Here is a 14,972-nt window from a genome sequence, read left to right on the forward strand (position 1 = left end):
AGAGGCAAGAGTGAGCGATCGGAGTGGATGGCCGGGGTGGCGTTGGTTTCCGACAGCAAAGATTGATATTGTAGCGCTCTTTTGGCCGGGTCAAACGACAGCCAACGATACTCAAAGCGCCGTTGGCAACGGATTCCCGCCGCAGATCTTCTTATACAGGCTCTCCATAACGTTTATGAAAAACCAACTACAACAGCTGTTTGCTCCTCTTCTTAACCTGTTTGAAAAAGGTGAAGGCGAATACAGTTACAAACCTTCATTTCGCAGAATCTTGCTGGTGGTCGGTTACCTGTTTCTGGTGATTGCCAGTGGAGCGTTATACGTTGCCGTAAAAGCAGCCATGTGGGGCGGTTTACTGCCAGGCAGTATTTTTCTGATTGCAGGCCTGGTCTGCCTGATCGTTGGACTGCTGGGCAGTGATCGAGCCGTGGCTCAAATCTGGAAAAGCAAGTAGGTTGACTGGCCGCTGGAGTTTCTCGTTCTCATGCCCCGCGTGGGAATACAACGGTAACGAGTGAATAGTCTGGTTTGTGACGCAAAGAACAGGCATACCGAAAACAGGACGACCGGCCTCCTGCCAGCTTCAAACCAGCACCGCATCTTTTGGGGGGCATTATCAGCTATTAGACCCCAAACATGGGGCCTAATAGCTGGTTGACCGTGTCATAACGCGATGACGTTTATGATGTTGCCACTTCTCCCCTCAGTTGTTCGCCCAGGTTTTTGGGCATCAGCGAGAAGTACAGCAGTGGAATTACGATCAGGGTCAACAGCGTTGAAATCATGATGCCGAAAATCAGTGAGATCGCCAGGCCATTAAAGATTGGATCATCCAGAATAAAGAATGCGCCAATCATGGCGGCGACGGCGGTCAGTACAATAGGCCGTGACCGTACTGCGGCGGAGGTGATTACGGCGTCTTCAAAACGCATGCCTTCTTCCAGCTGCTGATTGATGAAGTCGACCAGCAGGATGGAGTTACGCACGATGATGCCCGCCAGTGCGATCATGCCGATCATGGAGGTGGCAGTAAACTGGGCACCAAACAGGGCGTGGCCCGGCATGACGCCAATCACGGTCAGTGGAATCGGGGCCATAATGATCAGCGGCACCAAGTAGCTGCGAAATTGGCCAACCACCAGCAGGTAGATCAGGATCATGCCGACGCCGTAGGCAATACCCATATCGCGGAAGGTTTCGTAGGTAATCTGCCATTCGCCATCCCATTTCATGCTGATGTCGTCAGTGAGAGCAGGTTGCTGAATAAACCATTGTTGCCAGTTGAGTCCGGCATCTTCCATTCCAAACGAGATACCAAACAGGCCGTAGAGCGGGCTGTCGAGTTCTCCGGCCATGTCGGCGGTGACAAACACCACCGGTTGCAGATTTTTATGGTAGATGCTCTTGTCGGTGATGGTTTTGCGGATGCTGACTACGTCGGCTAACGATACCAGGCTGCCGTCGGCGGCTTTGACTTTCATGACCAGCAGCTGGTTCAGGCCGACCTTGTCGCCTTCGTTGAGTTCAAGTCGAATGGGCAAGGGGTATTTGCTGTTGGCGCCGGGGTGGTCTTCGGCATCGGCGTGGGTGTGTAGATAGCTGACGTCTTCGCCACCCAGGGCGGTGCTGATGGCCTGGACGATGCTGGCCTGGGCAACGCCGAGCAGGGAAGCGCGCTGGCGGTCGATATTCACAATCCACTTTTGCTGATCGGCTTCAATGTAGTCGTCGACATCAACAATATCGGTGGTGGTTTCAAACAGGCCACGTAATGCTTTGGCGGCAGTGATCTGGCGACTGTATTCCGGGCCGTAGACTTCGGCCACGATCGGGGCCATGACCGGTGGGCCGGGTGGCACTTCAATGATCTTGACGTTGGCATTCAGCCTGTTGCCAATGGCTTGTAGCGGTTCCCGTACCGAGCGGGCAATGTCGTGGCTTTTACGGTCACGATGATGTTTGTCGACCAGGTTCACTTGAATGTCGCCCTGATTCGGTAAGCCCCGCAGGTAGTACTGACGTACCAGACCATTGAAGTTGATCGGCGCGGCCGTACCGGCATACAGCTGGACATCGCGGATTTCCGGTACTTGCATCAGTTCGTCGGTCAGTTCATCCAGCACCCTAAGGGTTTGTTCTACGGGGGTGCCTTCCGGCATGTCGACGACTACCTGGAATTCTGATTTGTTGTCGAACGGCAGCATTTTCAGTACCACCAGTTCCGTTGCCGGTAACGCGACGGCAACCACGATCAGGCCGGTAATACCAACGAATAACAGGATGCGTTTTTTCGTCGCGCCAGCGCCTTCAAGAAACGGTGACATCAGCTTCTGGAAAAACCGGTGCAGCTTTGAGATGGCGGGTTGTTCTTCATCATGAGCGGCAGTGCCTTCCGGTAAATGGCGCTTGAGCAGCTTGTAAGACAGCCAGGGGGTTACTACAAAAGCCACCACCAGCGAGATCAGCATGCCGGTTGAGGCATTGATCGGGATGGGGCTCATATAGGGGCCCATCAGGCCGGAGACAAACGCCATGGGCATCAGGGCGGCGATGACGGTGAAGGTGGCGAGAATGGTCGGGCCACCGACTTCGTCAACGGCGCAGGGGATGGCTTCCAGCAGTTTTTTGCTGCCCATGTGCAGGTGCCGGTGAATGTTTTCTACCACCACTATGGCGTCGTCAACCAGAATGCCGATGGAGAAAATCAGCGCGAACAGCGACACCCGATTCAAGGTAAAGCCCCAGACCCAGCTGGCAAACAGGGTGATCGCCAAGGTGATAAAAATAGCGCCGCCAACAATGATGGCTTCGCGCCAACCCATGGTGGCCAATACCAGAATCACGACGGCGGTGGTGGCAAACAGCAGCTTGGCAATCAGCTTGTCGGATTTGGCTTTGGCGGTGACGCCGTAATCGCGGGTAACGTCGGCATCTATATTGTGGGGGATCACGCGTTCCTTGAGGTCAACCAGGCGCTGCTCAATCGATTGGGTGATGTCGATGGCATTGGTGCCGGGTTGTTTGGCAATGGCAATGGTCACGGCGGCCTTGCTGTTGCTGTCGCCCAGATCCCGATGCATGACAAATTGCTCAGGGGTGTCGGCTCCTTGGTGAATGTCGGCGACGTCGGCCAGGTAGACCAGTCCGGCAGTGGTTTTGCCGACAATCAGCTGGCCCAGATCGGCGCTGTTTTGCAGGAATGCCCCGGCCTGTATTTGAATGACTTCGTTGTTTTGCACCAGCGGCAGGCGTTGACCTCCGGCATTGGCACTCATCAGCGCGTTACGGACATCGTCAAACGCCAGGCCGTAGCCATTCATGCGGGCCGGATCAAGTTTTACCTGCACCACGGCAGAGTGTTCACCAATACTGTAGATGTCACGGGTGCCGGGAATACGTTTGAGTTCGGTTTCCAATGCGTGGGCGACCTGGGTCAGGTCGGCGGCAGCAACGCTGTTATCGTCCGAGGACAGGGTAATGGCCATGATCGGCACGTCATCAATGCCCATGGGTTTGATGACGGGCTGGCTGACCCCCAGATTCTCAGGGAACCAGTCGGCGTTGCTGTGTACCTGGTTGTAGAGGTTGAGGATGGCGGTTTCTCGTGGCACGCCGACCTTGAAGGCGATCGTCAGAATCGCTTGGCCCGGCTGGCTGATGGAGAAAATGTCGTCGACATCCTTGATCTCCGACAGTACCTGTTCTGCCGGAATGGCCACCAGCTGTTCCACTTCATGGGCGCTGGCACCCGGATAACCAATAAAGACGTTGGCAAAGGTTACGTCGATTTGCGGCTCTTCTTCTTTCGGGGTGATCATCACCGCGAAGAACCCCAACAGCAGGCCAACCAGCGCCAGTAAAGGCGTGATGGCTGAATTCTGGAAAGCGCGGGCGGTTTTGCCGGAAATCCCCAGCATTGCTGACTTATCTGCGGACATGACGTTTATTCTCCAGCGTGGTTGGAGGTAGCCGCTACGGCCTGTTGGGCAATGGCAGCCAGTGCCGCGTAGCCGTCGATGGCGATGATGTCACCTGCCACGAGGCCCGCCAGAACTTCTGCTTCGCCGTTGCGGCTGTTACCCAGGCGCACCTGACGCATTTTTAACTGTTTGCCGTCCAGAATATAAACCGAGGTCACTTCGGAGTGCCTGACGATGGCGCTTTGGGGGATCAATATGCCTTCACGTGCACCTGCGGGCAGGCGAACCCGTGCCCACATGCCAGGGTATAAATGACGATTGTCGTCTGCCGGTAACTCGGCCCGCAGACGGACACTGTGATAACGGGCATCGGCATAAGGATAAAGTGTGATTTTGTCGGCACTGATCGAGGTCATCTGGTCACCGACAAGTACCTGAATGGCGGTTGCTGCCTGACTGGCTTGATCACGACTGGCTTGAAAGTGGCTGGCGATACTCTGGGGCAAATCGGCCACCGCACGTAACGGCTGTAATGCCAGCCCTGTCATCATTGGTTGACCCGGATTCACCAGTTCGCCGACCTGTACCATGCGTGCCTTGACGATACCAGAATAGGGCGCAATGACGCGGGTATAGGACAGCTGGGTGCGGGCCTGGCGAACGTTGGCATTGGCTGCAGCCACCGCCGCAGCGGTGCTTTTGGCCTGGGCTTCGGCGCTATCGAACAGGCCCTGGGAAATGGTGCCTTGTTTCAGTAATCGCTGGTTACGTTTGAGCAGAATCTGGGCGTCTTCATTTTGAGCTTCTGCCTGGGCTAGCTGGGCTTCTGCCTGAGCCAATTGTGCTTGTTGCTGGGTGTTGTCGATTTCGATCAGCAAGGTGCCCTTTTTAACGCGGTCGTTTATATCAACATGGACAGCCTGGATAGCACCGCTGGTTTGGGCCGATATGGTACTTTCGTTAACGGCTTCCAGCGTGGCTTCGAGATCGTAAAACACCGGAATCTGGCTGGTTTGCAGTGTGCGGGTTTCCAGAGCGTCGGCAGGCAGGGCCAGCAGGGCAGTCAGGCCAAGGCTCAGCATCAAACGTGAAGTCAGCATAGATGGCATCCTTTGTTAACTTTTGGGGCGGCGGCAGAAGCCCCGCAGAATTAATATTCCTGTATTAGAATATACTAATATTTGAATTGCAACCGGGTTGATGCCGCCTGTAGTGATTCACATCACCGGGTTCATTGGCCAGATTGGTCGGGTGTATTGGCTATCTGGGCAACTATCTGGATGGCTATGGTTGTTATAGTAAATTTTGATTTAACGCTGGGTGTTCTATCGCTTTAGACTATGGGCATACTTTCTACTACGGACTGGCCCTGGTTTGTACCTGTTTTATACTCATGCAGGTACTGAGTTGGGCAGCCAGCCATTACCTTTGCTGCTGGAGAACATACTTATGAAACGTGTCACTATTTTTGGTCGTGAAGGCTGTGGTTACTGTCGTCGTGCCAAAGAACTGTGTGAAATCAAAGAACTGGATTTCAAATACATTGATATCAATGTGGAAGGCATCAGCAAGGCGGATCTGGAAAAAACCGTCGGCAAGCCAGTTGATACAGTGCCGCAAATATTTATCGGCGCCGAGCACGTTGGCGGCTACACTGAATTTGCTGCTTTGATCAATGCCAGATAATCACGCGATTACATTATAACCATCGAGTTCCTTCAGTGCCCTGGAACACCTCAAAAAAAGCCCGGTCAGGATGACCGGGCTTTTTTTGGTTTAAACATTGATGCTGATGTTTAGCTGTTAGCTGTTACTGCAGGCTTGCCCAGGCTTTTCCTCAGGATCAGAAAGCCGACAATGCCGGATGCCAAAGAACCTACAATAATGCCCAACCGTTCATCAAAGGTGTTGTCGATGCCACCGCCTTCAAACGCCAGCGAACCAATAAACAGACTCATGGTAAAACCGACGCCGCATAGCGTGGCGGTGCCGTAGAGCGTTAGCCAGGAAACACCGGTCGGCAATTTGGCCCAGCCGACTTTGATGGTGAGCCAGCAAAACGCAAAAATACCCAGCTGTTTGCCGATGAACAGGCCCGCCGCAATACCGACGGGCACCGGGTGCAGCAGCTGATCCATGCCGATTCCAGTGAGGTTCAGGCCCGCGTTGGCGAAGGCAAAAATTGGCAAGATAAAGAACGCCACGACCGGATGCAGGTCTTGTTCCAGCTGGTGGGCGGGTGAGTAATCCGGGCGGCGATCCAGTCGCATAGGCACAAACATCGCCAGAATAATGCCCGCCAAGGTTGCGTGTACGCCAGACTTCAACATCGATACCCACATAATGGCGCCCAAAAGCATGTAAACGCTTTTGGATTCAACCTGAAATCGATTCATCAGGAACAGCACTGGCAGACACAAGGCGATAACACTGAGCGCTGTCATGGAGATATTGTCGGTGTAGAACACGGCAATAATAACGATGGCTCCAATGTCGTCAAAAATGGCCAGCGAGGTCAGGAATATTTTGATGCTGGTGGGGACGCGGGAGCCAAGTAACACCAAGATGCCGAGGGCAAACGCAATATCGGTGGCGGCCGGGATGGCCCAACCCTGAATATCAATGGCGTTTGAGTGGTTGAAGTAAACATAGATCAGTGCGGGTACCAGCATGCCGCCAAGGGCACCAACGCCGGGTAATACCACGTTGCGCTTGTCTTGCAGTTCACCTTCGAGCCATTCGTACTTCAGTTCCAGGCCAACCATAAAGAAGAAGATGGCCATCAGGCCGTCATTAATCCACAGCAGCAGCGGCTTGGCGATGTGTAGTGCACCAATTCGGACTTCTACCGGCGTTTCCAGTAGCAGATTGTAAAAGGACTCCAGTGGGGAGTTGGCAAAAATAATGGCCAGCAATGCGGCAAGCATCAGCAGAATGCCACCGGCGGATTCCATCTTTAAAAATTTGTTCAGCGGGTTTGGCCGTGTTGAGGGTATGTTCATGGGTAGTGAATAGGCTTCCTGTCGTTCAGAGGTGTTTACCCTACCATTCAGGCCGCCTGTTGGGCCAGTACGATCGGTCTATATATATCCTTCTGTATGGAGTACCCGAGAGCTGCTCCGGTTCCCCAGAATTTACAAAATCAGTTGTCAATTCAGGGGTTTAGCGCCTCAAGCCAAGCTGGGTTAATATGTCGTCTTTGTTTGATCTGCCGACTGCGCCGGTGGATTATGAGATCACTGGTTCTGGAATCGTCATTATGCTTACTGAAAAAATCCGTAACAGGGAAAGCGGCATTGTGCTGTACGGCATAGTGCCACCGAAAAAAGGCACCGATCCAGAACGGATTGTGGAGATCGCCAAGCTGCAAATGCAACGGTTGCAGTCGCTGCCGATAGACGGGTTAGTACTGTACGATATTCAGGATGAGGCGTCGCGGACGTCAGCAAGGCGCCCGTTTCCATTCATCGAAACCCTCGATTGTTTTGACTATAGTCGTCACCAGCTGGCGGCTCTGGATTTGCCCAAAATCATTTACCGTGCCGCTGGAAAATACTCACGTGAGGAATTAAGCCGCTTCCTCAATCAGGCCTCCGCCACAAATAATATGACCGTGTTTGTCGGGGCGGCCTCAAAAGATCAGTCGGTCAGTATGACCATGTCCGAAGCTTACGATCTTAAACAACAGGTACGGCCAGAGTTGCTGATGGGCGGTGTGACGATCCCGGAGCGTCATCGCGCCAAGGGCGACGAACATGTGCGGGTGTTTGAAAAAATTCGTCAGGGCTGTTCGTTTTTTATTTCCCAGGGTGTTTACGATCTGCAGGCGTCGAAAGATTTTCTGTCCGATTATTATTACGCTGGCCGTGAGCAGGGTATTGATCTGGTGCCAGTGATCTTCACTCTGACCCCCTGTGGTTCCGTACAAACGCTGAATTTTATGAAATGGCTGGGGATCAGCATTCCACGCTGGCTGGAAAATGAATTGCTGCATGCCCACGATATTCTCGAACAGTCGGTTAATTATTCCGAAGCCAACTGGCGCGAACTGAAGGCCTTTGCCGATACTCTGGGTGTGCCGGTGGGCTGCAACATTGAAAGTGTTGCCGTGCGCAAGGTGGAAGTCGAGGCTGCCATTGAATTGCTGAACCGCGTATCGCGCAGTTTATGATTCCGCTATTTTTGATTTGGCCGTTGTTTTGATTTGGCCGTTTAACCCTCGGGCGTCAGGCTATACTTGACGTCTGTTTTTGGTATGGATCCCGCTAACATATGTTTTTTCTACAGCAACGAGAACATTTTTTTCGCCCCTTGACGGGCAAATACCGCGCCCAGGTGGTCGCATGTTTGAGTGAGCTGTATCAACGCTCGTACAGCTCTGCCAACGCGGATTACGGCCATGCTCTGGTGCGTGACCAGCTGGTAGAGATTTTTCAGGAAGTGCTGGTGCGCAAGCCCCAGCTTGCCAGTGTCGATGATCTGGGTGAGGGTGAAGAAACCGACAAGGATCAAGCCGGGTTCCGGGGCACGCGGGAACAGGCCGGGTGGATTCTCAGCCTGTTAATGGAGCATGGCTGGATCGACAAGCAGGTGGATCAGGCGACGTTACACAGCACGTTTTCATTGACCCGGTACGGCCGCGAGTTTACCGAGCCTTTTGTGAACGAATCCCGCGCTACGGCGCGCACCCGGCATCGCAATACCCGCAACACCCGTAATGCGCTGGAAAGCTTTGTTGAGCGCGGGGATGTGTATGATCTGCTGGATGCCTTTGAATATTCCGAACGTATTATCAGTGATTTTACCGATGTGATTGCCGAACTGGATGAACGCAAGCGCGATCTGGTGCAGGAAATGGAAGACCAGTTGCTGGTTCAGCATGCCAGTGATGCCTTTTTTGATTTTATGGAAAACCGCTTTCAACCGGATCTGTCGGTGCGGCTGTCGGCGGATAATGTCGAGCGCCATCGTGACCGGATTGAGGGTTTGATTCGTACCATCCGGCGCAAGGATGACAAGTTCAAGATCGCCACCGAAAAACGTTTACGTGAGTTATTACCCGAGCAGGTGCAGCCTGGCCAGTCGCTACTGTGGTGGATTCTGGATGGCATTGAGCAGCGTTTGGGTAATGCCTCGGAAATCATGCTGCCGGCGTTACGGCGGGCGCTGCAGGGATTTACCAAACGGGCGGATATTATCATGCGGCAGATGAGCTATCTGGCATCGCAGCGGCACAATGATGTGCTGGCGGTGTGCAAGCGACTGGCCGAGTTGCCGCAGACTCGACAAGATGCGCTGTTGGCCCTGGCCGGTGAACAAATGGCGGTGCCCACCATCGGCTTTATTGATCCGGCCCAAGTGCGGTTGGCACCCCCTCGCAGCCGTCAGCGCATGGCTGCGATACTGGATCCAGGCCAGGGCGAGGTAGACATGGATGCGCGTAAACAAAGTTATATCCAGCAGCTGCTGGATCAGGCATTTCTGGTGAATCAGCAAGCGCTGCGCCGGTATTTGCAATCTCACCTTGGCTCCGGCCAACGGGTTTCCACTCGCGAATTACCAATTCACAACGCCGCTGATTTTATCGCTGTCGCCCATGCCATCAGTCTGGGTGCTGCTGACAGCGCGGTTGCCGATAGCAGCAGTGAGTTCCGCTTTGTCGTCAGCCAGGAGCGGCCTGAAGAAGCGGCTTTGCCTCCCGGTGATGCCGATCACTATTTTATCGGTAAAGATCATTTTATCTTCGAGCTGGTGGCGAAAGACCAGCCTCAGCCAACGGAATAACGCATGTTGACTCTGATTGAAAAACAGCTGGAAAAGGCCGGTATCAGCCTGCGCGACTTTTCTGAAGTATTGATGCGGCTACTCGATTACGGCGTAATTTGCCGTGACGAAAGCCAGATTGAACAACAGCTATACGACCGGTATTTGCGTATTGATGAGCTGGTGCAGGATTACTTGCAGTTGATTGGCATGCGGGTATTGCACGACCGGCGTTTTTGCTTTTTACGGGTGATTCCTCCTGGTGCTGTGGTGCCGGGTATGGCCGAGGATGTCGGCTTTGAACACAGCCAGGCCTTTCGAGTGCGGCTGAATCAGCACGAAGTTGCCTTGACACTGGTACTGCGCGCCCAATATGACAAGGCCTTGAGAGAAGGTGCCGTGGATGAGCAAGGTTGCGTCATGGTGCCGCTGGAGGCGTTGGGTATCGCCATGAAAAACTTGCTGAAGCGGGCTCTGCCAGACAATCTCACCGAGCGTAAGGCGCTGTTCCGGCGCTTGCGCCAACTGCGGCTGGTGCATTTGAACAGCGATGAGCAGTTGTCGGATGGCGATACCTGGTTACGTATTCGGCCGATGATCATGAGTTATGTCTCCGACGAGGTACTGTCTGCCTTATTAGTTGATGAGGTGTTAGGTGACGAGGTGTTAGGTGACGAGGTGCTGGACGGTGAGAAGCCAGCGCCAGACCTTGCCGGTGCTGCCGTCGATGACCAGAACCCGAATTGCCCGAATCAAGACACACCAACAGCCGACGACAGAGAGCAAGGGTCTGGCCCGAGTCTGTTTGCTGAGATTGAAACAGCACCTGGCGACCACCTGGCCAGACATGACGCCAGCCAGCCGAAAGTCAGCCAGCAGGGCAGCGAGGAATAACCATGTTTCTGAAAAAGTTTATCTATGTGAATTGGGGCAATATTCCCGCGACGGAATTTGAATTTGGCCCGATTAACCTGCTCTCTGGTGGTAACGGTTCCGGTAAAACCACGGCTGCGGATGCGATCCAGACCATTATGACTGCTGCCCACGATACGCTGTTTAACTACAACCCCGGTCAGGATGAAGCCACCCAGCGTGGCCGGGGCAAAAACGTCCGCACCTTGGCCAGTTATGTGTTGGGCTGTGATGACGGCAGCTATGCCAGGCCTGATGGTGCGGTGGGGTATCTGGCAGCGGTATTTCATCCGACCGGCAATGAGCCGGGCGAAGCCTTTACGGCAGTGATTGGCGTGTCGGCATCCCTCGACAAAGCGGGCAGTCAACCAATAGCGCGTCAGAATGACATCCAGTTTTACATCGTTGCCGGTGAGCAGCTGACGCTGTCTGACTTTCTGCAAGACGATCTCGATGGCAATCGGCTGGTTGTGCCCTTAAACCGTCTCAAACAGTGGCTGGGGAATCGCCTTACCGGTGGCAAGGACAGTGCCACGACGCTAAACATCGAACAATACGACACAAAAAAACAGTATCTGCGGCGTTTGTACGGGGCGTTGCGTGGCCGCTTTGATGCTGTTGGCGAGCGCGAGGCTATCAATGCTGCGCGCACATTCTCGCGCTTTATGGCTTATAAACCGGTCAAGAGCATCAATGGCTTTGTTGCCAACGAAATTCTGGAAGCCCGTGATCTCGGCGATGCGATTCGATCCGTGTCGGACTTGATGAAAACCATTCACGCCATGGAAGCAGAATCAAAATCCCTCGCCGCTACGATTGAGCGGCTGAATCGTGGACGAGTGTCTGCGAGTCGTTATATCGATCAGTGGCTGGAACATCAGGTATTAACATACACCGCAGTCAAAAGCCGGTTTCTGGCCGATCAGCGGGATTACCTCAGCGCCAAACAGCAACAGCAACAGTTAGGCTCACGCCTGCAAGAGGCCGAGCAGGAGCGTGAACTGGCGCAGGAGCGCCGCCGTGCCTTGCGTGAACAGCTGATTGCCATGGAGGCGCGCCGCTTGGGCATCTGTGCCTTGCAAGACAAGGACGCTGCCGAGCAGGCCATTGCCATGCACCGTCGTGCATTACAGCAGCAAGCGTTACCACTGCTGGAGCAGGATCAGCAATTACAAACCGGATTCAAGGCAACCGGGCAGGTTTATAGCGCCATGCAGCGCAGCAGTATCAGCGTGGATGTTCCGTCGCTGGCCGAGCGCAGCCTGATGGGTCAGGCCAGGGCCGTGCTGGCACTGAACGATGACAGTAGCATCGATTTACAGCGCTTGCTGGGCAAGGACTGGATCGATCTGTCACCGCTGGAGCAACATCTGGATCGCGCCCGTGAACGGCAGCGGCTGGTGAATGACTGGCGTCAGCGCTTTCTTGATGAGTCGCTGGAACGTTCAGGCCAGAGTATTCGCGATCAAGTGTCGCGGTTGGCAGACCGTCGTGAACAGAAGCTGCAACAGCTGCAGCATCGGATCAGCCAGAAGCAGGCCGATATCGACAGTCTGGAAACTCGTCAATTAAATTATCCCGGCTTCGTCCGTCAGGCACTGGAGCTGATCCGGCGCGAATGTCCGCAGGCGGATCCAAGGGTGCTGGCCGATTACGTCGAGGTTTCGGACTCACAATGGCAAAGCGCTATTGAGGGTTATATCGGTGGTGCACGCTTCTCCATCATTGTTGAGCGCGAGTTTGAAGCCGAGGCGGCGCAGCTGGTGCGCAGTATTCCAGGCGGCAGTCGTGCCCGTGTGGTGCAAGGTGAAAAGGCGCGCAAGGACTGCGAGCGGCTGACCTTGCCGTCCAATTCCATTATTCAGCTGATGACGTTTGAACACGCCACCGCCAAAGCGTATCTGCAAGCCAGCTATGGCATGGTAGAGCAAGTGCCCGACAGTGAGGCATTGCGGCGCACCCGTCGCGGTGTGACGCGTGAAGGGCTGGGTTCCGGTGCCTATTCGATTTACCGCTGTGATCTGGATGATGCCGAACTGGTCTTTGGTGTCGGGGCAAGAGATCGGGCGCTGGCGGCCAAGCAACAGGAGCTGACGGGGCTGCTTGATCAGGCCAATGAGGCTCAGGCCAGTTGGCAAGAGTCGCTACAGCTACTTGATGCCATCAACCTGCTGCGCCCTGTGTCGTTTGCCGACCTGATGAAAGAGATGGTTGATACCCACTATCAGCTCCAGCAAGCCGAGCAGTTGCTGGAGCGGGTTGATCTGACCGATTTTGCTGATGTAGAGACGGAGTTTGAACAGCTGCAGCAAAAGGCCGAAGCACAGGATGTTCGTATCCGTGATCTTGATGGCTCTCTGGGGCGTTTGACCCAGCAGCTGAAAGACAGTGAAGCGACGTGCAAGAGTCTCAGTGCCCGCCAGGAGGTCACCAGTGACCAGGCGGAGCGTGCCGAAGTCGCATTGCGTCGGGTCAGCGCCTTGTGGCCGGAGATGGACGTAGAGCAGGTGCTGGAACAGGCTGACAGTGACGCTGGCAGGGTATTGGTCGATGGTATTGAAGCGCAGGCGCGGGAGTTGTTGCAGCAACTGAACGGATCCGCCTATGACGTTGAACGTCAAATTGCCGAGCACAACCTTAACTGCCAGACCCTTGATGCCATTGTTTATAACCCGGATTATCGCCAGGAACACAGCGATGGCTTCTTCAAGTCGTTGTGTGAGTTATTGCGGGAGATTGATCGTATTCATAATCGCCTCAAAAACAATATTCTGGTGGCGAAGCAGCAGCAATTATCGACCTTGCGGGAAAGTTTCAATAATGCATTTGTCAGCAATCTTTGTCATTCAATCTATCAGTCCATTAACGATGGCAAACGGGTACTGGAAGACCTGAACAAGGAGTTGGCACACCATCGTTTTGGTGCCGACCAGGAATGTTACTGGTTTGACTGGGAGTGGGTGCCGGAATACAAGGCATACTGGCAGTTTTTTGAAGAAGTGATCAAAAATCCAACCCTGGGAGAGGGGGCGACGCTGTTTGATGCAGACTTGCCGAAATCGGCGTTACGGGTGCGTGATCAGTTGATGGCCATGCTGCTGGACGACGACGAACAGCACGCGATGCGGGAGCTGGAAAGGATCTCGGACTACCGCAATTATCGCAGCTATGAAATTTACAAACAGCCTGCCAACAAGGAACCTATCGCCCTGAGTCAGTACGGTACCGGCTCTGGTGGTCAGCTCGAAACGCCCGCTTATATTATCCGCTCAGCGGCGATCACTTCGGCCTTCCGTTTTAACGACGGTGACACGCATTTACGTATGGTGCTGGTGGACGAGGCTTTTTCGAAAATGGACGAGACCCGCTCCAAGGAAGTAATCAACTACCTCACCGAAAGTCTCGGCTTGCAGCTGCTGTTTATTATGCCAACCAGTAAATCCGGCCCATTTATGGACATGATTTCGAATCAGTTTGTATTCAGCAAGATTCCGTTAATGGCGGGACAAAGGGCGGGGCAGCTACAGACCCGAGTGTTGGTGGACCGTCAGCAGTGTCATCAGCAGCGGGTGAAAGAATTGTGGGCTAATCATCGCAAGACCATTCGTCACCAGGCGGGGCTGGATTTTATGGCCGGATTCTCAGATTGAATCTGGCTTGACGTACCCGTCGGTTCCGCCACGATTGCTCGTGGCGCAGTGTCAATCCGATCTCGGGTTGTTGCGGGTTGGGTTGTTGCGGGTTGGGTTGTTACGGGTTGGGTTGTTGCGGAGTTGGTTTGTTTTGGCGCTTGCCTGAAAGGGCTTTAACACCCTGATTAATGCTGAGTGTCGGAGATCTTGCTGGTTTTTATAGCGGTCAGATCTGTCGCTGCCGGGCTGGCTGGTACTGTAGCAACTAATTTGGTGACGGGCTTGCGAGGGCCAAAGCGTGGGGCTGGCAGGCTGGGTGTTCGAAGAGCACGATGCGCCTGAAGTCGAAAATTGGGTTTGGGCATGATGATTCCTGTTCAGTCTGGATGGGCCTGGTTCAACAATAAACCGCTGTCATGGCGGGCTGTTGAAGCCTGTGTGCGTAGAGATTGCTGCGTTAAAAATGATAAAGAGGTGGTCAGATTCTAAGACGCCATCATATAAAGCGCCGCAGTTTTCAGACCTGCCTTTTAGTTTACCATAGCTGAGTATTATATGATTAAGGTTTGGTTGCGAGTTATTGCCCATTGCCGGGATATAACCCGAAACACCCTGGAACTTGCTGTTTCACCAGTTGTTGGGGACAGATGTTTAGGGGGGCGTTCTCGATGATTAAACCGAGCCCCCTGACAGGCCCCGTGTCAAATAATTGAGAACGTCCCCTAAGCATGGCCCAGTAGATGCA

The 14,972-nt window shown here is 54.0% G+C and carries 9 protein-coding genes; 6 read left to right on the forward strand and 3 right to left on the reverse strand.

The window, feature by feature from the left end:
• The first annotated feature begins 175 nt into the window (after window positions 1–175).
• Window positions 176–454, forward strand: a complete 279-nt coding sequence (locus SOJ49_RS09045) for a hypothetical protein (RefSeq protein ID WP_369857896.1) — start codon at window positions 176–178, stop codon at window positions 452–454.
• A 226-nt stretch (window positions 455–680) separates the two neighbouring features.
• On the opposite strand, the gene SOJ49_RS09050 is transcribed toward SOJ49_RS09045, so the two are convergent.
• The gene (locus SOJ49_RS09050; RefSeq protein WP_369857898.1) at window positions 681–3,938 is read right to left on the reverse strand and encodes an efflux RND transporter permease subunit; all 3,258 of its coding nucleotides are present in this window, start codon (window positions 3,936–3,938) and stop codon (window positions 681–683) included.
• 5 nt (window positions 3,939–3,943) lie between these two features.
• Entirely contained in the window at window positions 3,944–5,020 is a 1,077-nt protein-coding gene (locus SOJ49_RS09055) for an efflux RND transporter periplasmic adaptor subunit (protein ID WP_369857899.1), read from the reverse strand.
• 349 nt (window positions 5,021–5,369) lie between these two features.
• Between SOJ49_RS09055 and SOJ49_RS09060 the strand changes: the two genes are divergently transcribed.
• Window positions 5,370–5,606, forward strand: coding sequence for a GrxA family glutaredoxin (locus tag SOJ49_RS09060; protein ID WP_369857900.1), 237 nt, complete (start codon window positions 5,370–5,372; stop codon window positions 5,604–5,606).
• A gap of 110 nt (window positions 5,607–5,716) precedes the next feature.
• On the opposite strand, the gene nhaA is transcribed toward SOJ49_RS09060, so the two are convergent.
• A complete protein-coding gene (gene nhaA / locus SOJ49_RS09065; RefSeq protein ID WP_369857901.1) occupies window positions 5,717–6,922 on the reverse strand; it encodes a Na+/H+ antiporter NhaA in 1,206 nt (401 codons plus the stop codon).
• A gap of 257 nt (window positions 6,923–7,179) precedes the next feature.
• Between nhaA and SOJ49_RS09070 the strand changes: the two genes are divergently transcribed.
• The 4 genes from SOJ49_RS09070 to SOJ49_RS09085 all read left to right on the forward strand — a co-directional run bounded on the left by SOJ49_RS09070 (window position 7,180) and on the right by SOJ49_RS09085 (window position 14,245).
• On the forward strand, window positions 7,180–8,091 hold the full coding sequence (locus tag SOJ49_RS09070; protein ID WP_369857902.1) for a methylenetetrahydrofolate reductase: 912 nt from the start codon (window positions 7,180–7,182) through the stop codon (window positions 8,089–8,091).
• 176 nt (window positions 8,092–8,267) lie between these two features.
• On the forward strand, window positions 8,268–9,704 hold the full coding sequence (locus tag SOJ49_RS09075; RefSeq protein ID WP_369857903.1) for a Wadjet anti-phage system protein JetA family protein: 1,437 nt from the start codon (window positions 8,268–8,270) through the stop codon (window positions 9,702–9,704).
• A gap of 3 nt (window positions 9,705–9,707) precedes the next feature.
• Window positions 9,708–10,577 (forward strand): DUF4194 domain-containing protein, encoded by an 870-nt coding sequence (locus SOJ49_RS09080; protein ID WP_369857904.1) that lies wholly within the window; start codon window positions 9,708–9,710, stop codon window positions 10,575–10,577.
• 2 nt (window positions 10,578–10,579) lie between these two features.
• Complete coding sequence (locus SOJ49_RS09085) at window positions 10,580–14,245, forward strand: ATP-binding protein (protein WP_369857905.1); 3,666 nt, start codon at window positions 10,580–10,582, stop codon at window positions 14,243–14,245.
• Window positions 14,246–14,972 lie beyond the last annotated feature (727 nt).

This window comes from Candidatus Thalassolituus haligoni, from assembly GCF_041222825.1.
Lineage (GTDB): Bacteria > Pseudomonadota > Gammaproteobacteria > Pseudomonadales > Oceanobacteraceae > Oceanobacter > Oceanobacter antarcticus.